Origin of the sequence: Meiothermus rufus DSM 22234 (assembly GCF_000423425.1) — a bacterium.
Classification (GTDB): Bacteria; Deinococcota; Deinococci; order Deinococcales; family Thermaceae; genus Meiothermus; species Meiothermus rufus.
Genome location: NZ_AUHY01000003.1, coordinates 44,764 through 68,523 on the forward strand (window position 1 = coordinate 44,764; position 23,760 = coordinate 68,523).

General features: G+C 62.3%; 29 protein-coding genes. 25 read left to right on the forward strand and 4 right to left on the reverse strand.

Annotation, left to right across the window (positions count from 1 at the left end):
- Positions 1-188 precede the first annotated feature (188 nt).
- Entirely contained in the window at positions 189-1,787 is a 1,599-nt protein-coding gene (locus G552_RS14455; RefSeq protein ID WP_036270060.1) for a DEAD/DEAH box helicase, read from the forward strand.
- Positions 1,788-1,834: 47 nt separating this feature from the next.
- Here G552_RS14455 and G552_RS14460 read toward each other — a convergent pair whose 3' ends face one another.
- Positions 1,835-2,770, reverse strand: coding sequence for a LysR family transcriptional regulator (locus tag G552_RS14460; RefSeq protein WP_051195611.1), 936 nt, complete (start codon positions 2,768-2,770; stop codon positions 1,835-1,837).
- A gap of 174 nt (positions 2,771-2,944) precedes the next feature.
- Between G552_RS14460 and G552_RS0100225 the strand changes: the two genes are divergently transcribed.
- The 7 genes from G552_RS0100225 (at position 2,945) to G552_RS15780 (ending at position 7,459) form a co-directional block, all read left to right on the forward strand.
- Complete coding sequence (locus G552_RS0100225) at positions 2,945-4,387, forward strand: MBL fold metallo-hydrolase (RefSeq protein WP_027881181.1); 1,443 nt, start codon at positions 2,945-2,947, stop codon at positions 4,385-4,387.
- A gap of 72 nt (positions 4,388-4,459) precedes the next feature.
- Positions 4,460-4,771 carry a rhodanese-like domain-containing protein gene (locus G552_RS0100230; RefSeq protein ID WP_051195612.1) on the forward strand — a complete coding sequence of 104 codons (312 nt, stop codon included), beginning with the start codon at positions 4,460-4,462 and terminating at the stop codon, positions 4,769-4,771.
- A 9-nt stretch (positions 4,772-4,780) separates the two neighbouring features.
- Positions 4,781-5,443, forward strand: coding sequence for a rhodanese-like domain-containing protein (locus tag G552_RS0100235; protein WP_027881183.1), 663 nt, complete (start codon positions 4,781-4,783; stop codon positions 5,441-5,443).
- Complete coding sequence (locus G552_RS0100240; RefSeq protein WP_245575068.1) at positions 5,443-5,772, forward strand: rhodanese-like domain-containing protein; 330 nt, start codon at positions 5,443-5,445, stop codon at positions 5,770-5,772. The genes G552_RS0100235 and G552_RS0100240 overlap by 1 nt, the downstream gene beginning before the upstream one ends.
- Entirely contained in the window at positions 5,772-6,113 is a 342-nt protein-coding gene (locus G552_RS0100245) for a rhodanese-like domain-containing protein (RefSeq protein WP_027881185.1), read from the forward strand. The genes G552_RS0100240 and G552_RS0100245 overlap by 1 nt, the downstream gene beginning before the upstream one ends.
- Positions 6,104-6,868: a sulfite exporter TauE/SafE family protein gene (locus G552_RS0100250; protein ID WP_027881186.1), complete on the forward strand. Its 765-nt coding sequence runs from the start codon at positions 6,104-6,106 to the stop codon at positions 6,866-6,868. Before G552_RS0100245 ends, G552_RS0100250 begins: the two co-directional genes overlap by 10 nt.
- A 138-nt stretch (positions 6,869-7,006) precedes the next feature.
- The gene (locus tag G552_RS15780) at positions 7,007-7,459 is read left to right on the forward strand and encodes a CZB domain-containing protein (protein ID WP_051195613.1); all 453 of its coding nucleotides are present in this window, start codon (positions 7,007-7,009) and stop codon (positions 7,457-7,459) included.
- A 260-nt stretch (positions 7,460-7,719) separates the two neighbouring features.
- On the opposite strand, the gene G552_RS0100260 is transcribed toward G552_RS15780, so the two are convergent.
- Positions 7,720-8,202: a TlpA family protein disulfide reductase gene (locus tag G552_RS0100260; protein ID WP_036270061.1), complete on the reverse strand. Its 483-nt coding sequence runs from the start codon at positions 8,200-8,202 to the stop codon at positions 7,720-7,722.
- A gap of 348 nt (positions 8,203-8,550) precedes the next feature.
- Between G552_RS0100260 and G552_RS0100265 the strand changes: the two genes are divergently transcribed.
- The 16 genes from G552_RS0100265 (at position 8,551) to G552_RS0100340 (ending at position 20,727) form a co-directional block, all read left to right on the forward strand.
- On the forward strand, positions 8,551-8,988 hold the full coding sequence (locus G552_RS0100265) for a thioredoxin family protein (RefSeq protein WP_027881188.1): 438 nt from the start codon (positions 8,551-8,553) through the stop codon (positions 8,986-8,988).
- Complete coding sequence (gene soxY / locus G552_RS0100270) at positions 8,981-9,442, forward strand: thiosulfate oxidation carrier protein SoxY (RefSeq protein ID WP_027881189.1); 462 nt, start codon at positions 8,981-8,983, stop codon at positions 9,440-9,442. Before G552_RS0100265 ends, soxY begins: the two co-directional genes overlap by 8 nt.
- A 10-nt stretch (positions 9,443-9,452) precedes the next feature.
- Positions 9,453-9,779 carry a thiosulfate oxidation carrier complex protein SoxZ gene (gene soxZ / locus G552_RS0100275; protein ID WP_027881190.1) on the forward strand — a complete coding sequence of 109 codons (327 nt, stop codon included), beginning with the start codon at positions 9,453-9,455 and terminating at the stop codon, positions 9,777-9,779.
- A gap of 8 nt (positions 9,780-9,787) precedes the next feature.
- Entirely contained in the window at positions 9,788-10,579 is a 792-nt protein-coding gene (soxA, locus tag G552_RS0100280) for a sulfur oxidation c-type cytochrome SoxA (RefSeq protein ID WP_027881191.1), read from the forward strand.
- Positions 10,580-10,588: 9 nt separating this feature from the next.
- Positions 10,589-11,167: a sulfur oxidation c-type cytochrome SoxX gene (gene soxX / locus G552_RS0100285; protein ID WP_027881192.1), complete on the forward strand. Its 579-nt coding sequence runs from the start codon at positions 10,589-10,591 to the stop codon at positions 11,165-11,167.
- Positions 11,168-11,257: 90 nt separating this feature from the next.
- A complete protein-coding gene (gene soxB / locus G552_RS0100290; RefSeq protein ID WP_027881193.1) occupies positions 11,258-12,964 on the forward strand; it encodes a thiosulfohydrolase SoxB in 1,707 nt (568 codons plus the stop codon).
- A 9-nt stretch (positions 12,965-12,973) separates the two neighbouring features.
- Positions 12,974-13,537, forward strand: a complete 564-nt coding sequence (gene soxX, locus G552_RS0100295) for a sulfur oxidation c-type cytochrome SoxX (RefSeq protein ID WP_027881194.1) — start codon at positions 12,974-12,976, stop codon at positions 13,535-13,537.
- Positions 13,538-13,541: 4 nt separating this feature from the next.
- Positions 13,542-14,339: a sulfur oxidation c-type cytochrome SoxA gene (gene soxA / locus G552_RS0100300; protein ID WP_027881195.1), complete on the forward strand. Its 798-nt coding sequence runs from the start codon at positions 13,542-13,544 to the stop codon at positions 14,337-14,339.
- A 9-nt stretch (positions 14,340-14,348) separates the two neighbouring features.
- A complete protein-coding gene (locus G552_RS0100305) occupies positions 14,349-14,780 on the forward strand; it encodes a rhodanese-like domain-containing protein (RefSeq protein ID WP_027881196.1) in 432 nt (143 codons plus the stop codon).
- Between the two features lie 7 nt (positions 14,781-14,787).
- Positions 14,788-15,660, forward strand: a complete 873-nt coding sequence (locus tag G552_RS0100310; RefSeq protein WP_027881197.1) for a DUF302 domain-containing protein — start codon at positions 14,788-14,790, stop codon at positions 15,658-15,660.
- Between the two features lie 132 nt (positions 15,661-15,792).
- The gene (locus G552_RS0100315) at positions 15,793-17,073 is read left to right on the forward strand and encodes an FAD-dependent oxidoreductase (protein WP_027881198.1); all 1,281 of its coding nucleotides are present in this window, start codon (positions 15,793-15,795) and stop codon (positions 17,071-17,073) included.
- An 80-nt stretch (positions 17,074-17,153) separates the two neighbouring features.
- On the forward strand, positions 17,154-18,449 hold the full coding sequence (gene soxC, locus G552_RS0100320) for a sulfite dehydrogenase (RefSeq protein ID WP_027881199.1): 1,296 nt from the start codon (positions 17,154-17,156) through the stop codon (positions 18,447-18,449).
- Entirely contained in the window at positions 18,449-19,012 is a 564-nt protein-coding gene (locus tag G552_RS0100325) for a c-type cytochrome (protein ID WP_051195614.1), read from the forward strand. Before soxC ends, G552_RS0100325 begins: the two co-directional genes overlap by 1 nt.
- A 9-nt stretch (positions 19,013-19,021) precedes the next feature.
- On the forward strand, positions 19,022-19,747 hold the full coding sequence (locus G552_RS0100330) for a Rieske 2Fe-2S domain-containing protein (RefSeq protein ID WP_027881201.1): 726 nt from the start codon (positions 19,022-19,024) through the stop codon (positions 19,745-19,747).
- A 5-nt stretch (positions 19,748-19,752) separates the two neighbouring features.
- Positions 19,753-20,421, forward strand: coding sequence for a cytochrome c biogenesis CcdA family protein (locus G552_RS0100335; RefSeq protein WP_027881202.1), 669 nt, complete (start codon positions 19,753-19,755; stop codon positions 20,419-20,421).
- Between the two features lie 18 nt (positions 20,422-20,439).
- Positions 20,440-20,727 (forward strand): metal-sensitive transcriptional regulator, encoded by a 288-nt coding sequence (locus G552_RS0100340; protein ID WP_051195615.1) that lies wholly within the window; start codon positions 20,440-20,442, stop codon positions 20,725-20,727.
- A gap of 50 nt (positions 20,728-20,777) precedes the next feature.
- Here the strand turns inward: G552_RS0100340 and G552_RS0100345 are convergent, their stop codons facing one another.
- The gene (locus G552_RS0100345) at positions 20,778-21,248 is read right to left on the reverse strand and encodes a c-type cytochrome (RefSeq protein ID WP_027881204.1); all 471 of its coding nucleotides are present in this window, start codon (positions 21,246-21,248) and stop codon (positions 20,778-20,780) included.
- A 182-nt stretch (positions 21,249-21,430) separates the two neighbouring features.
- Positions 21,431-22,411 carry a DHH family phosphoesterase gene (locus G552_RS0100350; protein ID WP_027881205.1) on the reverse strand — a complete coding sequence of 327 codons (981 nt, stop codon included), beginning with the start codon at positions 22,409-22,411 and terminating at the stop codon, positions 21,431-21,433.
- Positions 22,412-22,471: 60 nt separating this feature from the next.
- On the opposite strand from G552_RS0100350, the gene aroA reads away from it, so the two are divergent.
- Complete coding sequence (gene aroA, locus G552_RS0100355; RefSeq protein ID WP_027881206.1) at positions 22,472-23,749, forward strand: 3-phosphoshikimate 1-carboxyvinyltransferase; 1,278 nt, start codon at positions 22,472-22,474, stop codon at positions 23,747-23,749.
- The last annotated feature ends 11 nt before the right edge of the window (positions 23,750-23,760 follow it).

The following is a 23,760-nucleotide window of genomic DNA, read 5'->3' on the forward strand; positions in this document are numbered from 1 at the left end:
AAACCCCCACTCTCCTCCACACTGCTAGGGTTGCGCCTACTCAAAGCCACGGGTGCGGCCAGGCGCATGGTTCAGTGAAGCCGTACATCCTTACCCCACTGGTATAGTCTCAACATTCGGTTCTTTCTGGGATGAGCGGCTCGAACCCATAGGGTTTCTTCCAAAGCCCACACCCAAAAAGGACATGTATGGAATTTTCTGCTTTCACCCTCCGCCCCGAAGTCGCCCAGGCCATCCAGGCCAAAGGGTTCACCACCCCCACCCCCATTCAGGCTGCGGCCATTCCCCTGGCCTTGGAAGGCAAGGACGTGTTGGGTCAAGCCCGCACCGGCACCGGTAAGACCCTGGCCTTTGGCATCCCCATCGCCCACCGCCTGGACGCCGCCCGCGAGCGCGGACGGGCACCCAGGGCCTTGGTGCTCACCCCTACCCGCGAGCTGGCCTTGCAGGTAGCCAAGGAGCTGGAATGGCTGGCCCCCCACCTAAGCATCACGCCCATCTACGGTGGCACCGGCTATGGCAAGCAGGCCGAGGCCTTGCGCCGGGGTACCGATGTGGTGGTGGCCACCCCAGGCCGGGCCCTCGACTACCTCGAGCAGGGCGTTCTCCAGCTTTCCAAAGTCGAAATCGCGGTGCTGGATGAGGCCGACGAAATGCTTTCCATGGGCTTTGAAGAAGCGGTGGAACGGCTGCTTGAGGCTACCCCATCCACCCGCCAGACCCTTTTGTTCTCAGCGACCCTACCCACCTGGGCCCGCCGTCTTTCTGAGCGCTTCCAGCGGGGGGCCATCCTGATCAATGTGATCAAAGACGAGGCCGTCTCCTACCAGGAGCTGGCCATCCAGGCCCCCCTTCACAACCGGCTTGCTTTGCTCTCGGACCTGCTCTTCGCCTATGCCCCTGAGCGTAGCATCGTTTTCACCAGCACTAAGGCCGAGTGCAACGACCTGGCGGTGGGCCTGGAGAACCGGAGCCACAGCGCTGCCCCCATCCACGGGGACATGGGCCAGATCGACCGCGAGCGGGTGATGGAGCGCTTCCGCAGCGGGGCCGTGAGCGTGTTGGTGGCCACCGACGTAGCTGCTCGGGGCCTAGACATCCCTGAGGTAGACCTGGTGGTGCACTACCGTCTGCCCGATCAAAGCGAGTCGTACCTGCACCGCTCAGGCCGTACCGGGCGGGCTGGGCGCTCGGGCAAGGTGGTCATACTCTACGGCCCACGGGAAAAGCGTGAGCTCGAGGCCCTCGAGCGCGAGGTCAAGCGTAGCTTCAAACGGGTCAACCCTCCTACCCCCGAGGAGGTGATGGAGGCCCAATGGGCGGTACTAGCTCGGCGCATTGCCCAGCAATCCGCTGCCGATAAAAAACTCTGGCGCGACCAGGCCGAGCGCCTCATCGCCGAAGGAGGCATCGAGGCCGTTGCGGGCCTGCTGGCCTTGCTGCTTGGGGGCGCCCCTACCCCTAAGAGCCTGCTTACCGGCGAGGAGAACTGGGTCACCTACAAGCTCTGGGGCTCGCGCTTGAGCGTCAACCGAGCGGTGGCCGTCTTGAAGGCCGCTGGGGCAAGGGAGGTGGGCCGGATTCGCCTCGAGGGCGAGACCGCGGCCTACGTAGACATCCGTCCGGAAGAGGCCGGCCAGCTCGACCCCTCGGCCTTGCGCGACCTGCACCTGATGCGGGCCACTGAGGTTCCCCCCGAAGAGCGGCAAGAGCGCCCCTCGCGCCTAGGCCGCAAAGAACGACGCCCAGAAGGCCCCGGTGAGCGCCGCCGCGTGGTATACCGCTAGGCCTCCCAAACGCTGAAACGGCTAGACCTCAGCCCACCGCCTTTGCCTCACTCGCCCACCGCTAGGGCCTGGCTGGCCCCTGTGGGTGTGCTAAGGGCACGCCACAACGAGCCCAATAGCTCACGGGTGGCCAGGTTGAGCGAGCCTTCCGGATGGGTCACCCAGTGCACCCCCAGGGTGAAGCCGGGGTCTTCAATCCAAAGCACCCGCAGGGTTCCCGACTCTATTTCCGGCTGGACGAAGGAACGGGCCGATATGCCCACCCCCAGTCCGGCTGCCGCTGCAACCTTGACCCCAAACAGGCTACCGCACTCCACCCAGCGCCGGGGCACAATGCCGTAGCGCTCGAGGAACTCTTCTAGCCGCAGGCGCAGGCGCGAATTGCGCTGGGGCACTAAAACCGTCATGTTCTCGAGCTGGCCCAAGGCCACCCCCCCCAGGCTGGCCCAGGGGTGGGACGGTGCCACCACCAACACGGCCTCATCGGTGGTCAGGCGGCGGGCCTGCAACGGCTCGGGCAAAGCCTCGCTTCCCCCCAGAACCAAAGCCCCATCCAGGTCGCGTTGGTAAACCTGGGCGATGAGCTCCAAGGTGGTACCGTGGGTCAGCTGAAAGGCGCAGTGGCTCTGCTGGGCCTCGGCCCAGTGCAAAAGCGCCACCTGGTAACGGGGTATCAGGCTCCAGGCCAGGCCCACCTCGAGGCTAGGAACCCGCTGATGCCGCTTCTCTTCAATAAAGCGGGTGGCCTGGGCTAGGCTGCGGTTCACTGCACAGGCATAGGGCAGCAAGGCCTTACCCGCCTCAGTCAGGGCAATCCCTTGCGGGGTACGCTTGTACAGGGGCTGGCGCACGGCATCCTCGAGGGCCTTCAGGGTTTTGCTAACGGCGGGCTGGCTCAAATGCAGCACCTCGGCGGCACGGCTCAGGCTGCGCAGCTCAGCCACCACGCAAAAGACCACCAAATATCGCGGATTGAGCCGCATATACGCTCGTTTCGGATTATACCCTCACCCTCATACCGCACATAACCAAGGGCTACTTGCACAAGCGCTGGCCTTGGTCAATCCTGAGAAGGAGTGCGGGCAGCTTCATATCCCCCCCGGGTATTTGACAAAATACCCCCCAGGGATATATCCTCAAGGCCAGGAGGTCTGCGAATGCTGTTCAAGCAAATCTACGAGGAAGGTCTAGCCCAAGCCAGCTACTTTATCGGCTGCCAGTCGCAGGGCACGGCCATCGTGATCGACCCCCGGCGGGATATTCAGGTCTATCTGGACGAGGCTCGCAAAAACGGGATGAGAATCGTGGCCGTGAGCGAGACCCACATCCACGCCGATTACCTCTCGGGGGCCCGCGAGCTGGCCAGGGCCACTGGGGCTAAGCTTTACCTTTCGGACGAGGGGGACGAAAACTGGAAGTATAAGGGCCTCGAGGGCTTCGACTACCAGCTGGTGCGGGACGGCGACCAGATTAAGCTGGGCCACATCACCCTCACCGTGGTGCACACCCCTGGCCACACCCCCGAACACATCAGCTTTTTGGTGCAGGACGGGGCCGCGGCCAGCGAACCCGGCTTCATCCTGACCGGCGACTTCGTGTTTGTGAGCGACATCGGGCGGCCCGATCTGTTGGAGGAAGCTGCCGGCATCAAAGGCACCGCCGAGCCGGGCGCCCGACGCATGTTCCAAAGCCTGAAGGAAAAGTTCCTCACCCTGCCCGACTACGTACAGGTCTGGCCTGGCCACGGAGCCGGCAGCGCCTGTGGCAAGGGATTGGGGGCGGTGGCCAGCACCACCGTGGGCTATGAGCGACGCTTTGCCTGGTGGGCCGACTACCTGCGCACGAACGACGAGGAAGGCTTTGTGAAGGCCCTGCTCTTGGGCCAGCCCGAGGCCCCCTACTACTTCGCCCAGATGAAGCGGCTCAACCGCGATGGAATGCCCATCCTAGGCGACCTGCCCAGGCCTCACCAGTTCACCCCGGCCCAGTTCCGACACAAGCTGGCCGAAGGGGCCATCCTGGTAGACACCCGGGATAAACTGGCCTTTGCCGGTGGGCATATCCCTGGGGCCATCAACATCCCGGCAGGCAAAAATTTCTCGACCTGGGCCGGATGGCTTCTCCCCTACGACAAAGACCTGATTCTGCTGGCCAGTCCGGATAGGCTTGAGGAGCTGGTAGCTCAGCTCATTCGCATTGGCCTGGACCGGGTGGTGGGGTATATCCCCAGCCTCGAGGGCTATGCCGAAGGCGAACTCGAAATCGTTCCCCAGATCACCGCTGCGGAGGCCAAGGCCCTGTGGGACAAAGGCCAGGCCCACGTCCTGGACGTGCGCGGAGCCGACGAATACCTGGCCGGGCATATCCCTGGGGCCCAGAACATCCACGCCGGGCGGGTGATGCATAACCTTGACCGCATCCCCAAAGACAAGCCAGTGGTGGTGCACTGCCTGGGCGGAGACCGCTCCTCTACTGCCATCAGCGCTTTGCTCTCGGCAGGCTTTACCAACCTCATCAACCTGACCGGTGGCATCCGGGCCTGGCAGCAGGAAGGCTTCCCTCTGGAAAAAGGCCAGCCCCGCGAGGCCGTAGGGGCTTAGGTTTCCCTCCCCACGGTGGGCTAAGGCTCACCGTGGGTTCTGGACGATGACGCAAACGGCACACAAAAGATGATGCAGGTTAATCTGGACCCCAAAACCGCTTACCAGATCCTAGACCGCTACCAGGTAGTGGATGTGCGCGAACCGGAGGAGTGGCAGGAGGGCGTGCTACCCGGTGCCCTAAGGCTGCCGCTCTCTAAGCTGTCCAGCCTGGCCGCGCAGTACCTGAAGCGTGACCAGCCAGTGCTGCTCTACTGCCGCAGCGGCAACCGCTCGCAAGAAGCCCGGGAAACCCTAAGGAAGCTCGGCTACCCTCGGGTGGCCCACCTCGAGGGGGGCCTCAAAGCCTGGCGCGAGGCCGGCATCCCCTGCACCAGCCCTTAAAGGAGAACCATGCTGACCGTACCCTACAAAGACATTACTCCCGAAGAAGCCCGCAAGCTGCAAAGGCAAAACGTGTTGTTCGTGGATGTGCGCGAGCCAGAGGAGTTCGCCCAGGTGCGCCTCGAGGGGGCCCAGCTGATCCCCTTGTCGGAGTTTGCCGGGCGCTATCAGGAGCTGCCTAAAAACCAGCCGGTGGTGCTCTACTGCCGTAGCGGTAACCGCAGTGCCCAGGCCGCAGCATGGCTCTCGGCCAAGGGGTATGCCCATCTGTTCAACTTAGACGGGGGCATCATGGCCTGGTACCAGGCCGGCCTGCCCCTGGACACCCAGCCCCTGGAAGCAACCTACCAAGACACCGCTTTTACCGAGCTCACCCCCCATGAGGCCCTGCGGTGGATTCAGGAGGGGGCCTATGTGGTGGACGTGCGGGAACCCTACGAGTACGCCATGGGGCACATCCCCGGCGCCGTCAACATTCCGCTGGGCCGGTTTGTCGGCGAGGTGGGTAACCTACCCAAAGACCGCAAGCTGGTGGTGGTCTGCGCCTCGGGAGGCCGTTCTTCGCAGGCGGCGGAATACCTGGTAGGGCACGGCTTCACCAAGGAGCAGGTGGGCAACCTCGAGGGCGGCACCTACGGCTGGATGAGCGCGGGGCTCGAGGTGGCGCGTTGATGGGCTGGCTCAAAAATCTGCTGGGCGGTGGGGCGGCAGTGGGCCGCCTCAGCCCTGCAGAGGCCTACGAGAAAGCCAAGGCTGGCGCCATCCTTCTGGATGTGCGCACCCCTCTGGAACGCCAGGAGGGCAAAATCCCCGGCTCTTTGCCGCTACCCCTGGATAGGCTGGCTTCGGAGTGGGAAAAACTCCCCAGGAACGAAGAAATTATCTGTCAGTGCCGCAGCGGCAGCCGCAGTGCCCGCGCGGCGCGTTTTCTAGCCAGCAAGGTCTACAATCTGGTGGGCGGAATTGAATCCTGGAAGCAGCAAAAACTCCCGGTGAAGTGATGCAGGACGTTTTCCCCAACGAGCTATCCCTGTGGCAAAAGCGGGGCGCACTGCTCCTGGATGTGCGCTCACCGGTGGAGTATGCCGCTGGGCATATCCCAGGCTCGCGCAACCTGCCCTTAGAACAGCTCCTCGAGCATCTTTCCGAGCTGAAAAGCCCCATCGTGACCATCTGTGCGACCGGCAGCCGGGCTGGCCTGGCCGCCGAAGTATTGGAATACGAGGGCCTCGAGGTGGGTAAGCTGGTGGGGGGTATCCAGGGGTATGCCGCCCAGGGATACCGGCTCGAGCGTAGCCATCCCGAACCGCCCTTCCACCCCCAGGAGGCCCCATGCTCCTAGCCTGGGCAGGTGCCGTGCTGATTGGGCTGGCCCTGGGCATGCTGGGCTCGGGAGGCTCTATCCTCACGGTGCCCATCCTGGTCTATCTGGTCGGCGAGCCGGATAAACTGGCCATCGCCGAGTCGCTGGCCATCGTGGGCCTGATCGCCCTTGTGGGAGCCATTCCCTACGCCCTAAAGCGCCAGATCGACTGGGTCAGCGTGCTCTGGTTCGGGCTTCCCGGCATGGCCGGTACCTACCTAGGGGCTTACCTCTCCCGCTGGGTGCCGGGTGCTTGGCAACTGGGGCTGTTTGCGGTGGTGATGCTCCTGGCCGCCTACATGATGTTCCGCCCGCAACAAGCCCTGGCCCGGCCACCCAAGCGTGCCCCTTTCAAAATTCTCCTGGAAGGGCTGGCGGTTGGGGTTCTGACCGGACTGGTAGGGGTGGGCGGAGGGTTTTTGATCGTACCGGCCCTGGTTCTACTGGGCGGGCTGCCCATGCATCTGGCGGTGGGCACCAGCCTGGTGGTGGTGGCCATGAAATCGGCCAGCGGCTTTTACAAATACCTGCACCTGCTGCCCGAACAGGGCTACACGCTACACTGGAACCTCATCGGGCTCTTTGCCGCTTTGGGCATTGTGGGTAGCTTGTTTGGGGGCCGTATCGCTGCCTCCATCCCCCAGCTAACCCTAAGGCGCGGCTTTGCCGGGTTTTTGCTTCTGATGGGCGTTTTTATCCTCTGGCAAAGCCTGCCCAGGGTTTTGCACGGCTAGACCAGCCCACCTCGATCAGACCAATTGCAGACCCTTTTTCCGAGGCGTCGCCTTGAAAAAATCTCCGTTACGAGCATAACGCTTTTCTAAAGGGCTCCTTCCACACATCTTTGATAACTTCCTAATAACACTCAAATTATGAATCTATTTGACTGGCTTCGTAACTGGAACCGCAAAACCCCCTCCGAAACACCCCAGCTAGAAGAATCCGAGCAGCATTTCATGGGCCTCGACATCCAGGCAGTCATCAACGCCCATCTGGCCTGGCGCAAACGGCTCGAGGATCAGATTCTGGGCCAGTCCCAAGAAGAGCTGGACATCGGGGTCATCATGCAGGATAACCAGTGCGTGCTGGGCCAGTGGCTCTACGGTCAGGCCGCCCACAGCACCCTTTCGCTCCACCCGGAGTTTGCCCGGCTACGCGAGGCCCACCGGCGCTTTCACCTTTACGCTGCACGGGTGGTTCAGACCCTACGGATGCGCGGCGTGGCCGCTGCCCAGGCCATGCTGGAAAGCGAGTTCGACCGGCTGTCCAAAGACATCGTTTTCCTCCTGGCCAGCCTCATCCACAAGGAGCGCACGCTACACTGACCGTCCTTATGCTGGATTCAAAAGGACAAACATTCAAACCAAGTACGTTCAGAGGCTGGGTTGCGCCGCTCACGGCACAATCTGAATCCTAGAAGACACCCCTCCCTTCGGTCGGTTGTCGCTGCATAACGTCCTGGCGCAGCATGGGAGAGGCTGAACCACAGCTCAGCGACAAACTACGAAACACCCCCCAACACGGTACGGGCAATCCGTTCGGTGTGCTGCCGGATGGTTGCTCGGTTTTTGGACGGGGCTCCACGCTACTCGGGATAACCCGCCAAAGCCAGGTCATCTTTGAGCGACTCCACCTCCACCCTGCCCGCGTATACGTTCACCACCTTACCTTCCCCATCCAAAACAAAGGTCCAAGGCTGCCCTAGCACCCGGTAACGATTGGCCACCGCCACCGGGGTATCCCCCCCAGGAGCCGCTAGCAGGGGTAGGAAGGCAGGGTGGTTTTTCATGTAGTTGAGGACTACTTGGTCGGTGTCGCGGGGCTCGCGGCTGATCACCACAAAGGGCACTTTGTACTCTTGGGCAAGCTGGTGCAGCTTGGGAAACTCAGCCCGGCAAATCGGGCACCAACTGGCCCAGAAGGTGATCACCACCGGCTTCCCCTTGAAGCTAGCCAGGGTGTACATTTTGCCCGAAGCATCGCGCAGACGGAAATCCGGAGCCATCTGGCCTGGCGAAACAGCTAGGGCCACTGCGAAAAAAAGCGGAACTAGCAACCAACGGTGCATATTTCCTCCCAGTGCGCTCTATACCTGCTAAGGGTATCAACGTTAATAAAGCATTGAAAAGCATATCCTACAAAAGCACCAGGAGTTGCGTTACATATACTTCGGGAAAACCTTACTATTCGGCATACTTACTATTCGGCATAGTAGATCATAAAGGAGAAACCTGGAATATACCTAAAGAAATGTAGGGTATATCCAAATGAAATAACCTCAACCACAGTAGCCTGAAAGGCCTACACTAGGCTGACGCCTGCGGCCTGCTTCTAGCTGGAAACCCCAAAGCCTTATTGACGCAAATACCCCTGGGTAGTATAAACTGGGGTGGTAGTGGAAAGCTCAAAGGGAGTTATGGTTCGATGGGTTGTACTAGCGCTTACCTGGCTCCTGCCACTGGTCAAGGCCCAGGGCGTGGACTTCGACCGTTGGTATCCCTATGCCCAGGCCAGCCAGTACGCCCAGTCGCACGGGCGCATCCTGGTGGTCTATTTCTGGAGCCATGCCTGCCCCTACTGTGACCAGATGAACACCTTCGTGCTTTCCGACGAAGCGGTCTCCCGCGCTCTTGTCCGCCGCTTTGTGGTGGCCAGCGTGGACAGCCAAAGCCCCGAGGGGCGCGCGCTTGGCGCACAGATGCGGGCCTTTGGCACACCCAGTTTCGTCTTTCTCGTACCCCAGGGGGGTACGTGGAAAGAATTGGGACGGCTGTTTGGCAGCCGTACCCGGGCACAGTTCCTGAAAGAGCTTCAGGAAATCTGCACCAAAGCAGGAGGTGAAGGTTGTGGATAGAAGGAAGTTTTTGAAAGCCTCGGCAGGGGCCGTAGCCGGTGCGGTGCTGGCCTCCCAGCTCACTTCGGCCCTGGCCCAGGGTGGCCTCGAGGGTGAGGACATCGCCAACCTGGAAAAAGGTCTACAGCAGACCCTGGGCAAGAGCTTCAAGGATCTGACCCCTTCGCAGCAGGTCAAGCTGGTCGCCCCCACCATCGCCGAGTCGGGGGCCAATGTACCGGTCGAGATCGAGGCTAGCCTGCCCGCTGACCAGGTCAAGGCCATCCACTGCTTCTGCGACAAGAACGCCAACCCCTTGCTCTTCTCGGTGGTGCTGAACGGGGTTCTACCCTACTACGCCACCCGGGTGCGGGTGGCCGAGAGCGCCCCCGTGCGGGCAGTGGTGGAGACCAAAGACGGCAAGTTCTTGCTGGCCTCGCAAGCTGTGCGGGTCACGGTAGGCGGTTGCGGTTAAGGAGGAAAAGATGGCGATTAATATCCTGGTTCGTTTCAATCCGGCCCGGCCCAAAGCCGGCGAGGAAGTTCGGGTGCAGATTGTGGCGCAGCACCCCATGGAGCCGGGCACCCGGCGGGATAGCAGCGGCAAGCTGATCCCGGCTGATCACATCACCGAGGTTAACGTCACCATGGATGGTCAGCTCATCGCCCAGGTCAAGCCAGGGCCAGGCACCAGTGCCAACCCCCTGTTCGCCTTCAAGATGAAGGCCACCAAAGCTGGCCAGCTCAAGGTTACCTGCAAGGACCTAAACGGCCAAACCGGAGAGCGCACTGCCGACCTGACCCTGGCCTAGGGGGGAACATGGGTCGCTTCTGGCGTTTAGCAGGGGTAATTCTCCTGGCTCTGGTGGGTTTGCTGGCCCTAGCCCAGGAGGAGGTAGATCCCTTTGAGGAGGCCCAAAAACAAAAACAACAACTCCTGGAGCTAAGCGGTGGCATTCTACCCACCGATCTGATCGCAGCCCAGGGAGAGGAGCTGTTCAAAGCCAAGCGCGGCCCCAAAAATGCCTCCCTCGAGGCCTGTGACTTTGGCCGTGGGCCTGGAAGGCTCGAGGGGGTGGTCGGACGGTTGCCCCGCTACTTCTTCGATACCCGCAAGGTAGAAGACCTCGACTCGCGCATCCGCAGCTGCATGATCAACCTACAGGGCCTCCGTCCCGACCAGATTCGCCGTAACGAGGTGGTGGCCATTGCCTTCTACATCGCCTCGCTATCCAACGGCCAGCCCATGACGGTGCGCCCTTTGATGCCGCAGGAAAAGCGGCTCTACGAACTAGGGGAAAAACTCTTCTACCTGCGGGCGGGCCCTCGGGATATGGGCTGTGCGAGCTGTCACGTGACCTACGTGGGCCGCCGGGCCGGGGTACTGCCCTACTCGGACATCCTGGGGGATAAGCGCGTAGCCAGCCACTGGCCCGCCTTCCGCTACTCCAACGACCAGGCCTGGACCATGGCCGACCGCATCCGGGCTTGCTACAGTAACCTGAGTATGCCTGCTCCCGACTTCTACTCCGAGCCCATCATTGCCCTGACCTTGTTCATGAACGCCAAGGCCTATGGGGGCAAGATGGATCTGCCGGGGTTCATTCGCTAAGGAGGCGCTGTGCGGCGATTCTATTTACCTGCCTTGCTTCTCCTGCTGCTGGGACTGGCCCAGGGCCAGACTGGCACTACCTACATCACCCCGGAGCTCCAGCGCCTAATCCAGGCCGGGGGGCAGAACTACGCTAGTGTCTTGTTACGGCAAGACCCCGCCCAGGCCCTTTGTTCCACCCACCGCAACCGGCTTCCTGCTGAGGTACTGGGCCCCTTCATCGAGGAGCAGCGCAAAAACATCAAATACCCTGCCGACGGCAAGCTGATGGGCGACTGGAAGCAGGGCGAGGCCATCTTCAACACCCTGGCCCGGGGCAACTGCTTCTCCTGCCATGTGGGCTCTCCCCTCAACATTGGCGGTAATGTGGGGCCTAGCCTGGAGAAATACGGCCAACGCGGTACCTCCGAGGCAGTTCAGAGGTACACCTACGAGGTGATCTACAATACCTGGGCCTACTTCCCCTGCACGGTGATGTACCGCTTCGGCGTGGGGGGGCTGCTTAAGCCAGAGGAGATCGCCCACGTGGTGGCCTATCTGCTGGATCCCAACTCGGACTTCAATACCAAGCCTGCCCTGAAGCGTTAGACGCTGCCGTGGCCCATCTAGGCCACGGCCTTATCAAACCAACAAACCATACCTGTGTATGGTATCTATGCTTGGAGGAAAGGGGTCTCGGTGACCAGGCGCGAACTTGTGCAGCTTCTGCTGGCTTTAGGGGTAACCTCGCCTAGGGCCTTTGCCCAGGTCTTGGAGCGCCCCGAGGCGCTCTACGACCTTCCGCCTTTCGGCCACATCACCCTGCTCTTCCACACCGACCTGCACGCCCAGCTAAGGCCCCACTACTTCATGGAGCCGCCCAACCTGCTGGCAGCCAGGGCCCTGGAGGGCCGGCCTGGCTACCTTACCGGCGAGGCTTTCCTGCGCTACTACGGCATTCGCCGGGGTAGCCTGGAGGCCTATACCTTTTCCTCGGTGGATTTTGCTGCCTTGGCCCAGCGCTTTGGGCCAATGGGGGGCGGGGCCTACATCGGTGCGCTCATCAAACAGCAGCGGGCCCAGGCTGGCCCCGAGCGTACCCTGGTGCTGGACGGAGGCGATACCTGGACCAACTCCGGCATCTCCCTGCGCACTCGAGGGCAGGTGGTGGTGGATTGGATGAACCGGGTGGGCTTTGACCACATGGTCTTTCACTGGGAGTACACCCTGGGCCGTGCGCGTGTGGAGGAGCTGGTCAAAGAACTCAAGGCCCAGATCATCAGCTTCAATATCGTAGACGACCTTTTCGGTGACCCCGTCTATCCCCCCTACGCCATCCATCAGAAGGGCGGGTACACGCTGGGTATCATCGGCTCCACCTTCCCCTATGTAAAAGTCTCCCACCCCGAGGAGTTTAGCGAGGGGCTCTCCTTTGGCGTGCGGGAAAATGAGCTGCAAAAATACGTGGACGAGCTACGGGCCAAGGGTGTGGATGCGGTGATCCTGCTCTCGCACAACGGGGTACCCCTCGACCTAGCCCTGGCCGAGCGCATCAAGGGAATAGACCTGATTCTCACCGGCCACACCCACGACTTCACCCCCAACCCCATCCGGGTAGGCCAGACCTGGCTGGTGGCTGGGGGTTCGGCAGGCAAGGCCGTGGTACGGGTAGACCTGCAGATGAAAAAAGGTGGCATCGCCGACCTGCGGGCCCGAACCCTACCCGTAGCCACCCACCTGATCAAGCCCGATGCCGAGCTCGAGGCCTTCCTCCGGGAAGCCTACGCCCCCCACCTGGACTACCTCGACCAGGTGCTGGCCACCACCGAGACGCTTTTGTACAAGCGCGACTCGGTCTACTCTACCTTCGACGAGCTGGCCGGGCGGGCGGTACAGGCCCTCTACCCCGAGGTAGATGTGGCCTTCAGCACCGGCACCCGCTGGGGCACCACCATTCTGCCAGGCCAGGCCATCACCATGGACCGGCTCCTGGCCTTCACCGGCTATACTTACCCTGAGCTCTACATCTTCCGCCTCAAAGGGGAACGCCTTCTGGCCGTGTTGGAAGACGTAGCGGCCAACACCTTCAACCCCGACCCCTTCTACCAGCAAGGCGGCGATATGAGCCGGGTGTACGGCCTGACCTACGACCTGGCGGTGAACGCCCCTACCGGTCAGCGCATCCGCAACGTGGCCATCAAAGGACGGCGGCTCGACCCCAACCGGGAGTACACCCTGGCCTCGTTTGGGGGGCGGCTGCAGCGCAGCGGCACCCTGGTGGAAAAACACACCCCCCGGCCCATCTACGACGTGATCGCCGAATACCTACGACAGGTCAAAACCGTGAACATCCCCCCGCGCCCCGGCATGCGGGTGCTGGATCAGCGTTATGTATTGCCGGGATAAGGAGGATCGGTGAAAGGTAGACACTACATTGGGCTTTTGGCTTTACTGCTGGCGGGCCTCACCCTCTCCCAGGGAAGCCCCTTCCAGCAGCGCCTTCAGCAGGCCATTCAAAGCGGCGGCAGCAAGTTCGCTGAGGCCATGAAGCAAGACCCCGACCAGGCCTTATGCTCGCAGTACCGCGACAAAATTCCGGCTGCGCTGGTGGGGGCCTTCCTCGAGCGCCAACGGGCTTTAATCAAGTACCCTGCCGACGGCAAACTGATGGGGGACTGGAAACAGGGCGAGGCCCTGTTCACCAACCCGCGTAAGGGCAACTGCTACGCCTGCCATACCGGCGACCCCAAAGAACCGGGCGCAGGCACCATGGGACCAGGGCTGGTGAACTACGGCCAGCGCGGCACCAGCGAGGCGGTGGTCAAATACACCTACGACAAGATTTACAACGCCTGGGCCAGCATGCCCTGCTCGCTGATGTACCGCGCCGGCTACCACGGCATCCTCACCCCGGAGGAGACCGCCCATGTGACCGCCTTCCTGCTCGACCCGGCCTCGCCGGTCAATGCCAAGAGGTGATGCTATGCGTGACCGCAGCCTTTGGATCGGATTTTTGTTGGCGCTGGGGTTGGGCCTGAGCATTGCCCTTACCCAGACACAGGAACTAGACCCCTACAAAGAAGCCGAGCGACAGCGGGAACTTTTCCGCCAGACCGCCGGGATTCTGCCTGGCGAGCTGTACGCTGCCCAGGGGGAGGAGCTTTTCTACGCTAAGCGGGGGCCGAAGAACACCAGCCTCGAGGCCTGTGACTTCGGCCTGGGCCCGGGGAAGCTCGAGGGGGCCCTGACCCAACTACCCCGCTACTTCCCCGACACCCGCCGGGTGGAGGACCTCGAGACCCGCATCCGTAGCTGCATGATTAATCTGCAAGGCTTCCGCCCCGAACAGATTACACGGGAAGACATCAAAGCCCTGACCGCCTTTGTGGCCTCCAAATCCAGCGAGATGCCCATCAACGTGGTGCCCAAAACCTCGCAGGAGATCGCCATGTACAACCTGGGGCGCGAACTCTGGTTCCACCGGGCGGGCGACCGCGACATGAACTGCGCTATCTGCCACGATGCCTACGCCGGGGGCAAGGTGCGGCTCTCCCCGGTGCGTAGCCCGCGCCAGGGGCTTTCCAACGAGTGGCCGGCCTACCGCTTTGAGGCCGACAAGCTCTATACCTTGCAGGATCGCATCGCCTTCTGTTACGAGTCCGTAGGCATCCATCCCCCTGAGTTCTACTCCGAGCCCTACATCGCCCTTTCCATGTACATGCTGGCCGAGGCCACCCGGGGCAAGAACAACTTCACCGAGATGCCCGGTTTCACCCGGTAGGAGGAGACTATGCGCCGATGGTGGCTGATGTGGCTGGTACTAGGTAGCCTAGCCCAGGCCCAGGAGATGACCCCCTTGGCCCTTCTCCAGATGGGGAGCTTCATCAAAAAAATCAATCCGGCCAGCTACCTGCTCTACGCTGCCGAAGTCAAGGACTACGTAGAGGTTTTCGAACCCTTCATCCTGGATGTCCGCACCAACGAGGAGCGGGCTCGAGGGTTCATCCCCGGCTCGGTACAAATTCACATCAGCCAGCTCCCCGACCGTCTGGGCGAACTCCCCAAAGAGAAAGACAAGCCCATCCTGGTCTACTGCGGCACCGGGCACGTAAGCGCGGTGGCAGCAGCTTACTTACGGGCTTTGGGCTACACCGAGGTTAAGAACCTGAGTGGTGGGTTTCGCGCCTGGTTGGAGCTAAACCTGCCGGTACAACGACCCTAGGAGGCGTATGAACATCAAGTGGTTTTCGCTGGTTTTGTTGGCTTTGGCCCTTTCCATCTCTGCCCTAGCCCAGTCGCTGGAAACCACCCTGCGGGGCCTGAGTGTGGCCGAGGCCCAAGCCCGGGTGGAGGCGGCAGTCAACGCCCAGGGCCTGAAGGTGGCCCGTACCCTAAACCTGGGCGGCCAGGTCAAGAACTTCCGGGCCGACTTCCCCGACTACCTGCTCTTGGTCTTGGAGCCCGAGGCCGGCGTACTGGCCGCGGTGCAGGAAAACGTAATGACCGCCATTATCCTGCCCCCCACCATCTACGTGCACGCCGCCCGGCCAGGAGTGGTCACGGTAGGCACCTTCGACCCCGACCTAATGTTTGGCATGCTGGGGGTTAAAAACACCAAAAGCCGCCTGCTAGGAGCTAAGCTCAAAGCCATCATCGCCAGCCTGGGCCTGCCCCAGCGGGTGGCCCCGGCCATGATGCCCGATCCCAGCTCCGGCATGCTGCCCGCTATGCTGTACAAGGTGGAAGGTGCCAGCGTGGAGGAGATCACCCTCTTAATTGAAAGCGAGCTGGGCAACAACGGCCTCAACGTGCTCCCCACGGTGATGATGGGACCCGTGGCCGGCATCCAGCCCTGCAAGAGCGAGTGGGCCTACCAGATGTTCACCACCCAGCCCGCTGGTGGGTTTGCCGCCCCTTGCCGTTTCTTCGTAGCGCCCATGCCCGATGGGGTGCTGGTGGGGGCCATTGAGCCCATGCTAATGGGCATCATGCCGGGTGTGGCACAGAGCCAACCCACCATGGGCATGCTGCAGGAAGCCCGCCGGGTGATGAGCCAGATTATTGAGTCGGTGGGTGGCCAGCCCTATCGCCCTGGGCAATAGCCGGCATAACCTATGGCTATAGGCTTTCACGCAGCCAGGCTTTTTTTGATAAGCTCATGACAAGCCCAATCGGAAGGAGATGTGACTAGAAGCCCACAACAGCTTTTGGATTGGGTGAGTAGGGAGGCCAAGATGAGCAAAGTAACCCGTCGCAAGTTCCTCAAGGCTGGCGTGGCCGCCGGCGCGGCTGCCGCCACCAGCGGCTTCGCTCAGGAGTTTTTTTCCAAGCCCTCGAGCGTGCTGGGCCCCGCCCGGGGCAACCGGGTGGTGATCATTGGGGGTGGCTGGGGGGGTATTAGCACGGCCCGCCATTTGCGCCGCAAAAACCCCAACATCGAGGTGGTGCTGATCGAGAAGAACCCGGCCTTTATGTCCTGCCCCATGAGCAACCTCTACCTGGGCGGGGTAAAGGATCTGGACTTTATCGTCTTCGACTACGCCAACGTGGCCAAGGCCGGGGTGACCATCGTGAACGAGCGGGCCCTGGAGGTCAACCGGGCTGGCCGGTACGTGCGCACCGCCAGCGGCATCATCTTCTATAACTACCTGGTGGTCTCCCCCGGCATTGACTATATGTACGAGGCTATCCAGGGCTATAGCGAGGTCAAACAGTTCCTGCCGGTAGGCTTCAAGCCCTGGGAACACATCGCCCTCAAGCGGCAACTCGACCGCTTCGAGGGGGGCGACCTGGTGCTGGCCATTCCCCGCCCACCCTACCGCTGCCCCCCAGGCCCTTACGAGCGCGCGGCCATGCTGGCCTACTACCTCAAGACCAACCAGATCAAGGGCAAGGTCATCGTGCTGGATGCCAACCCCGGCCCCATCTCCAAGGGACCCGGCTTCACCGCGGCCTATAACGACCTCTACAAGGACTACATCCAGTACATCCCCCAGGCCGAAGTCACCGCCATTGACTACGCCAAGAAAACCGTCCAGACCCCTCTGGGCGAGTTTAAGTTCGACCTGGCCAACATCATTCCTCCCATGAAGGCCGGGGAGATTGTGCGTACCGCCGGCCTGGGCGACCGCTGGGCCAACGTGCGCCTGCCCACCTTCCTCTCCGAGCGCGACGACCGGGTCTATGTGATCGGCGATGTGATGGGCAACGTGCCCTACCCCAAGAGCGGGCAGGTGGCCTACAACGACGGGAAGATCGTAGCCGAGCACATCGCCCAGCGCATTGCCGGCAAACGCCTCGAGGAAATCCCCAACCCTCTGCCCGACAACATCTGCTACAGCTTCGTAAACAGTGAGGAGTCCATCTGGGTCTCGCACAAACACAACTGGGACGAGGCAGCCCGGCAGGTACGGCAGCAGTCCACGGTGGACAATACCCGCTCCAAGCAAAACGGTGGCTTGGCCTTAGAGTGGGCCCGCGGCCTGTGGAGCGATATGTTCGGCCCTGAAACCTAAAAACCTACGGGGGTGGGGTGCCCCACCCCCTGTTTTCCGCTCTTCCGCGCTGAAGGGCCTACGCAGGAGAACAGCAAGGCATGAACCGCAGAAAACTACTTCAACTCCTCGGTAAGGGCATGACCGCGGGAGCTCTGCTCAAGCTCTCGCCTGGAATGGCCCAAAGCAAGTTTCCCCCCGGGGCCACCGAGACCATGAAGGTGCTGGGGGCTACCCTGCGGGAATACGGCGAGCGCAGCGAGTTTGAAAAGGATGTGATCCGCTACATCTCGCCCAACCTGCGCAGTCGCCACACCGGGGCTAACTTCACCCCGCTGGACAAGCTGGATGGGGTGATTACACCCAGCTCGCTGCACTTCGAGCGGCACCATGGCGGTGTGCCCAACGTGAACCCTGCCGACTACCGGCTGGTTATCCACGGCATGGTTGAGCGCCCCCTGATGTTCACCCTGCAAGACCTCAAGCGCTTCCCTTCGGTCACCCGCACCTACTTTATCGAGTGCGCGGGCAACGGGCAGAACGGCTACCGCAACCCCCCCGACATGACCCTGACCGCCACCCGCAGCCGGGGTCTGATGTCCAACTCCTCCTGGACCGGGGTGCCGCTTTCGATTCTTTTGAAGGAGGCCGGCCTTAAGGAAGGGGCCCGCTGGCTGATTCCCGAGGGCCAGGATGCCGCAGCCTATACCCGCAGCCTGCCGCTGGAGAAGGCCCTCGAGGATGTGCTGGTGGCCTACGCTCAGAACGGTGAGGCCATCCGGCCCGAACAGGGCTACCCGGTGCGGCTGGTGGTGCCAGGCTGGGAGGGCAGCATCCAGGTCAAATGGCTGCGCCGCATCCAGGTGACCGATACCCCGGTGATGAGCAAGGACGAGACCTCGGAGTACACCGACGTCATGAGCAGCGGCAAAATCTGGGCCTTCACCTGGATTATGGATCCCCAGTCCATCATCACCTACCCTTCGGGGCTGCAGCAGATTGGCCGGGGCTTCCACGAAATACGCGGCCTGGCCTGGAGCGGGCATGGGCGTATCCGCCGGGTGGACATCTCCGTGGACGGCGGGCAGACTTGGCGGGCGGCCACCCTCGAGCCTGCCCCCGATGCGCTTTCGGCGGTGCGCTTCAAGTACAACTGGGTCTGGGACGGGCGCGAGACGGTCATCATGAGCCGCGCCACTGACGAAAAAGGTCATGTCCAGCCCACCCAGGAGGAGTTTTTCGCCAAGTGGGCCCGCAACAACCGCTACCACTACAACGCCATCCAGGCCTGGCGGATTGGGGCGGATGGCAAGGTGGTCAACGGCGACAAAACCCTGGCTGGGGCCCCCTCCCGGCTCGGAGCAGTAGGCCGTGGCGGCTGCGGAGGTGAGTCGTGATGCGGCGCAAGTGGCTCTACGCAACCTTTTTGGCCCTGGCCATCCCGGCCCTGGTACTGGCCCAGGGGCGCTACCAGATCGGCACCCCCCTTAGCGAGCAAGAGGTGCAGGAATGGAACATTCGGCCCTCCATTCTGGCCAACGGGGTGGGGCTGCCCCCTGGCGAAGGTACCGTGGATGAGGGAGCCAAGGTCTATGCTATCCACTGCGCTGGCTGCCACGGCGCCAGCGGCGAGGGGGGGGCCTTCACCCGGTTGGTCTCCGAGCCCTTCCCCATCACCAAGGATGTGGACGCGGTGGACTTCGCTATCGGCAACTACTGGCAATACGCTACCACCCTCTTCGACTACACCCGGCGGGCCATGCCCTTTACCAACCCCGGTATCCTGAGTAACGATGAGGTGTACGCAGTAGTGGCCTACATGCTCTACCAAAACGGCATCATCGATGGGAGCGAGCCCATGAACGCCCAGACCCTACCTAAGGTAGAAATGCCGGCCCGGGCCTTGCTGGAACTCGACCCCACCACGCAAAAGCGTTTCCCCTGGCTCAAGCTCCCCTGAGGTTATGGCATGGATCGCCGCAACTTTCTTGACCTTTTAGCCAAAGGCACTTCGCTGGGCCTGCTGCTCAAGCTCTCCCCTTTGGGGATGCTCGAGTTCGTTCGGGCCCAGAGCAGCCTTAATACCTTCCAAAAAGCCCTACTGGTAGATAAGGCGGGTAATCCCTTCAAGCTGAGCAGCCTCGAGCCCCACCAGCCTTTCGTGTTTGCCTACCCCTTCGCTGCCACCCCCAACATCCTGGTCAATCTGGGAGTGGAACTTGCAGCTGTGGACGTCAAAATGCCCGACGGTAAAAACTATCGCTGGCCTGGCGGGGTGGGCAAGAACAGAAGCATCGTGGCCTATACCAGCATCTGCCCCCACGCCTACAGCTACGCCTCGCCAAGCTTGGGAGCCATGGGCTACTACAAGCCCGAGGGCAACCGGGGGCCCCGTATGGTCTGCTGCGCCCACCTTTCAGCTTTTGATGTGAGCCGGGGCGGAGAGGTCAAAGGCGGACCAGCCCCCCACGCCCTGGCTGCCGTGGCCCTGGAGTACGACGCCGCCAAGGACGAGGCCTACGCGGTGGGCTTTTTGGGTAACCCCCAGTTCGATGCCTTCTTCCGCGCCCAAAGCCAGGCCCTGCGCGATCTGTTCCGCACCACGGCCAGGGCCCGCGAGGAAGTAACTAAAGCCACCGTGATCCCCTACGCTGAACACACCAAAGCGCCCACTACCTGCCCCGTAGTAGGGTAGTGCCTATGAGCCTAAGCCTGCCCATTGCCTTCCTAGCCGGTTTTCTTTCCTTTCTCTCCCCCTGCGTGCTCCCCCTGGTACCCACCTATCTGCTGTACCTGGGGGGGCAGCGGGGCCTCCCCCTGCGTAACGCGGTTTTTTTCGTGCTGGGTTTTTCGGCCATCTTCTTCCTGCTGGGGCTGCCCTTTACCCTGTTGGGCGGGCTTTTGTTCGAGTACCGCGACCTGCTGGGACGGATTGGCGGTGGGGTCATGATCCTCTTGGGCCTGTACATGCTGGGCCTCAGGCCCAGATGGGGGGTCAACCTGCGTTACGAAGGCCCCACCGACCGTCCCTGGGGCGCTTTCGTGCTGGGCGTGGTACTGGGGCTGGGCTGGACTCCCTGTATCGGCCCCATTCTGGGAGGTATCCTCACCCTAACCGCCGCCGGTGGGGGGGTACACCTCTTGGTCGCCTATATTTTGGGGCTGGCTGTTCCCTTTCTGCTGGTGGCCCTTTTTGCTGACCGGGCCAAAAGCCTACTGCGCCGGGCTGCACGGCTGTCCCATGCGGTGGAAATAACTGCAGGGTTGGTGCTCATTGCGGTGGGCATTCTGCTGCTTACTGGCACCTATACCCAGCTCAACAGCTTCTTCCTCAAAATCACCCCCGAGTGGTTGCAAGAGCGGCTGTAGCGCTGTGTGGAGGGGCCAATGAATCCGGGTAGACCGCCAGAGGAAAGCTTCACCAATTCCGAGGCTCTGGAGGGTGTTCTCCGCCGCCTTAGGCGCATTGAGGGGCAGGTTCGGGGTTTGCAGCGCATGGCCGAGGAAGGACGCTCGTTTGGCGAGCTATTGGATCAGATTCAGGCTACCCGCAAGGCCCTGGACGCAGTGGCTAGCGTGGTGCTGGAGGAGTACCTAAGGGCCTGGGAGACCCAAGCTGACGATGCCGAGATGGGCAAGCGGCAGATTGCCACCCTGCTGCGCAAGATTATCTAATGCCTACAGCAAAAAGCCCACCCGTGGGGTGGGCTTATCTGTTGCAGGGCCTACTTCAGACCAAGCTTGTTGCGGGCTTCCAGTACCTGGGCCGCGGTCATGGTCTTGGCCCGCTGAGCCCTGACCTCAGCAGCGGTGAAAGCCTGCTGCCCTGCAGGGAACTTATTGCCCCACTGGGTGGCGATGTGGTTCAACAACGCCGCAATCTCCTCGTCTTTGAGCTGGGCGAAGGCCGGCATAACCCCCTGGTACCTAGTCCCTTTTACGGTAATTTGCCCCTGTAGGCCATACAGCATCACCTGGATCAGGTACTCGCGGCCTCCCTTAACGGCAAGAATCTCCGGCACATGGCCCGCCAGAGGGGGGAAGACCCCAGGAATGCCCGCACCGGTAGGCTGGTGGCAGCCCTGGCATTGGGCGTAAAGGGGGCTGGCCTGGGCCACAGCCTGCTGGGCGCTCGTGAACAGGCCAAACGCAAGGGCCAGTGCGGATAGCGTAGTAAAAAGCGCAGGTTTCTTCAAGGCTATCACCTCAGATCAATCATACACCCACGGGTAAGGCACAACAACCGAACCACGGTTATTTTAAGGATTACTCAAGGTTATCCTCCTTCACTGAAACCCTCACCACCGGAGCAAGCGCTATGGGCTTATCAAGGGCATTACCGGGGCCCCCACCCTGGCTGCGTCGGGGTGGGGTGGCATCAGATATACCCCAGCCGCCGCAGCTCCTCCTCCACCGCGGCCAAGACTTGCGGGTAGGCCTGGGCCAAAGTTACCCCGCGCAGGGTAGCCCCCGCCGCCGGCACATGCCCCCCACCCCCCAGCCTGACCGCCACCGCCTGGGCCGAGAGGCCGCCCCGGCTGCGGATGCTGAGCTTGACCACCCCCTCCTCGCGCTCCCGTAGGAAAACGGCGATTTGCGAGCCTTCGGCATAGCGGATAAGGCCCACGAAGTCGTCGGAGTCTTCCACACTGACCCCAGGAGGCATATGGGCCGTCACCAGTAGGCCACCAAAGTGGAACTCCACTGTGGAGAGAACGGCCCCCATAGCCTTATAGTAGCCAGGAGGCCGCCACTGGAGGCGGTCGGTGAGTTCGGCCAGGTGTACCCCATACCCTACCAGCTCGGCAGCCGTGCGCAGCACCTCGGGGGTGGTGTTGGAGAAGCGAAAGTTACCCGTGTCGGTGATTAAGCCGGTCAAGACGGGCGTAGCGATATCGCTACTCCAGGGAACCTCCAGGGTATCGATCAGGTCTTTGACGATCTGGGCGGTGGCCGCCTTAGAGGGGTCTACCAAGGCCAGATAGCCAAAGCGGGGGTTGGTTCCGTGGTGATCGATGTTGACGACGAAGCCCTCTACCGGCGCCCCAGCCACCCGGCCCGGTTCGGCAGCGTCCAGCACCACCAGCGTGGCTCCCTCGGGCAGGTGCTCAACCGGGTCGGCGTACTCGTCTTCCCGAGCCAAAAAGCGCAGGAAGCGCGGTGGCTCGGCAATCCAGCGCACGTCCTTATCTAAGGTGCGGAGGGCTCGAGCCAACCCCAGCGAGGAACCAATGGCATCGCCGTCGGGGTCTACATGGCTGACGACAACGATGGGGCCCTCGAGCTCGCGCAGAATCCCGGCTATAGTGCGCAACTTCTCCCAGTAGCGCGGCTCCGGTGCGTTATGCCCTGCATCCATACCGACCCACTATACCGCACCCACCCCGGCCACCCCCACGATATAATCCCGCTTGGACTTATGGAACGGCTCATCCCCCCTACGCGATCTCTGCGGGGCATCTTGCGCGTCCCTGGCGATAAATCGGTCACCCACCGGGGCCTGATTCTGGCCTCCCTGGCCCAGGGCGAAAGCACCCTCTATTACCCGCTCAAAGCCGGCGACACCCTCTCCACCGCCCAGGCCATGCGGCAGTTGGGGGCGGATATCCGCGAGGAGGGGGCCCATTTTCACATCCGCGGGGTGGGCCTCCGGCTGCAAGAGCCCGGCGATGTGCTGGACTGCGGCAATGCAGGCACCTTGATCCGCCTGCTGGCAGGGGTACTGGCCGGGCAGGAGATGTTCGCTGTGCTAAGCGGCGATGCTTCGCTGCGCCGGCGCCCCATGGGCCGGGTCACCACCCCCTTGCGCCAGATGGGGGCCCGCATCGAGGGGCGGGATAATGGCCGGCTGGCCCCCCTGGCCATCCGCGGGGGGGGGCTAAGCGGCATCCACTACGAGCTACCAGTAGCTAGCGCCCAGGTCAAAAGCACGGTGCTATTGGCCGGCCTGTTCGCCGATGAGGACACCGAGGTGGTGGAACCCGCCCCTACCCGCGACCACACCGAGCGCGCCTTCCGCCACTATGGCCTACCCCTCGAGGTCGAGGGCAACCTGGTGCGTACCCGCCGGGCCGACCCCTTCCCGGCTCGCGACCTGGTGGTGCCAGGGGATATCAGCAGCGCGGCCTTCTTCCTCGTGGCTGCCCTCATCACCCCCGACTCGGAGGTCACCCTGGAGGGGGTGGGGCTGAACCCCACCCGTACTGGGCTACTCACCGTGCTCAAAGAGATGGGGGCCGACCTCGAGTGGGCCGTTACTGAAGGACAGGCCGGCGAACCGGTGGGTTGGATTCGGGCCCGCTCCTCGGCGCTCAAGGGGATATCGGTCGACCCCCGGTTGATTCCGCTAATGGTGGACGAGGTGCCGGTGCTGGCCGCAGCGGCGGCCTGGGCCGAGGGGCAGACCTACATCCCCAACCTAGAAGAACTCCGGGTCAAGGAGTCCGACCGGCTCACCGCCATTGCGCAAAACCTGCAAAACCTGGGGGTGCGGGTGGAGGCCGGCCCAGACTGGCTGCGCATCTGGGGGGGAGGGGTCTCGCCGGGGGTGGTGCAGCCTTTCCACGACCACCGCATCGCCATGGCTTTTGCGGTCTGTGGCCTGCCCTGCGGGGTACGGGTGCTCGAGGCTGAATGGGCTAGCATCAGCTTCCCTAGCTTCTGGGAAGACCTAGCGCAACTCGCCCAAACCCCCTAACCCTTGGTCAT

What these genes read in the sequence shown, in the direction of transcription:
- G552_RS0100305 (WP_027881196.1), top strand. Translation starts at nt 14,349, where the DNA reads ATGCGCCGATGGTGGCTGATGTGGCTGGTACTAGGTAGCCTAGCCCAG.
- soxA (WP_027881195.1), top strand. Translation starts at nt 13,542, where the DNA reads ATGCGTGACCGCAGCCTTTGGATCGGATTTTTGTTGGCGCTGGGGTTG.
- G552_RS14455 (WP_036270060.1), top strand. Translation starts at nt 189, where the DNA reads ATGGAATTTTCTGCTTTCACCCTCCGCCCCGAAGTCGCCCAGGCCATC.
- G552_RS0100225 (WP_027881181.1), top strand. Translation starts at nt 2,945, where the DNA reads ATGCTGTTCAAGCAAATCTACGAGGAAGGTCTAGCCCAAGCCAGCTAC.
- G552_RS0100325 (WP_051195614.1), top strand. Translation starts at nt 18,449, where the DNA reads ATGCGGCGCAAGTGGCTCTACGCAACCTTTTTGGCCCTGGCCATCCCG.
- G552_RS0100340 (WP_051195615.1), top strand. Translation starts at nt 20,440, where the DNA reads ATGAATCCGGGTAGACCGCCAGAGGAAAGCTTCACCAATTCCGAGGCT.
- G552_RS0100265 (WP_027881188.1), top strand. Translation starts at nt 8,551, where the DNA reads ATGGTTCGATGGGTTGTACTAGCGCTTACCTGGCTCCTGCCACTGGTC.
- G552_RS0100245 (WP_027881185.1), top strand. Translation starts at nt 5,772, where the DNA reads ATGCAGGACGTTTTCCCCAACGAGCTATCCCTGTGGCAAAAGCGGGGC.
- G552_RS0100315 (WP_027881198.1), top strand. Translation starts at nt 15,793, where the DNA reads ATGAGCAAAGTAACCCGTCGCAAGTTCCTCAAGGCTGGCGTGGCCGCC.
- soxZ (WP_027881190.1), top strand. Translation starts at nt 9,453, where the DNA reads ATGGCGATTAATATCCTGGTTCGTTTCAATCCGGCCCGGCCCAAAGCC.
- G552_RS0100350 (WP_027881205.1), bottom strand. Translation starts at nt 22,411, where the DNA reads ATGGATGCAGGGCATAACGCACCGGAGCCGCGCTACTGGGAGAAGTTG.
- G552_RS14460 (WP_051195611.1), bottom strand. Translation starts at nt 2,770, where the DNA reads ATGCGGCTCAATCCGCGATATTTGGTGGTCTTTTGCGTGGTGGCTGAG.
- G552_RS0100235 (WP_027881183.1), top strand. Translation starts at nt 4,781, where the DNA reads ATGCTGACCGTACCCTACAAAGACATTACTCCCGAAGAAGCCCGCAAG.
- aroA (WP_027881206.1), top strand. Translation starts at nt 22,472, where the DNA reads ATGGAACGGCTCATCCCCCCTACGCGATCTCTGCGGGGCATCTTGCGC.
- G552_RS0100260 (WP_036270061.1), bottom strand. Translation starts at nt 8,202, where the DNA reads ATGCACCGTTGGTTGCTAGTTCCGCTTTTTTTCGCAGTGGCCCTAGCT.
- G552_RS0100330 (WP_027881201.1), top strand. Translation starts at nt 19,022, where the DNA reads ATGGATCGCCGCAACTTTCTTGACCTTTTAGCCAAAGGCACTTCGCTG.
- G552_RS0100310 (WP_027881197.1), top strand. Translation starts at nt 14,788, where the DNA reads ATGAACATCAAGTGGTTTTCGCTGGTTTTGTTGGCTTTGGCCCTTTCC.
- soxA (WP_027881191.1), top strand. Translation starts at nt 9,788, where the DNA reads ATGGGTCGCTTCTGGCGTTTAGCAGGGGTAATTCTCCTGGCTCTGGTG.
- G552_RS0100230 (WP_051195612.1), top strand. Translation starts at nt 4,460, where the DNA reads ATGCAGGTTAATCTGGACCCCAAAACCGCTTACCAGATCCTAGACCGC.
- G552_RS0100335 (WP_027881202.1), top strand. Translation starts at nt 19,753, where the DNA reads ATGAGCCTAAGCCTGCCCATTGCCTTCCTAGCCGGTTTTCTTTCCTTT.
- G552_RS15780 (WP_051195613.1), top strand. Translation starts at nt 7,007, where the DNA reads ATGAATCTATTTGACTGGCTTCGTAACTGGAACCGCAAAACCCCCTCC.
- G552_RS0100240 (WP_245575068.1), top strand. Translation starts at nt 5,443, where the DNA reads ATGGGCTGGCTCAAAAATCTGCTGGGCGGTGGGGCGGCAGTGGGCCGC.
- soxC (WP_027881199.1), top strand. Translation starts at nt 17,154, where the DNA reads ATGAACCGCAGAAAACTACTTCAACTCCTCGGTAAGGGCATGACCGCG.
- G552_RS0100250 (WP_027881186.1), top strand. Translation starts at nt 6,104, where the DNA reads ATGCTCCTAGCCTGGGCAGGTGCCGTGCTGATTGGGCTGGCCCTGGGC.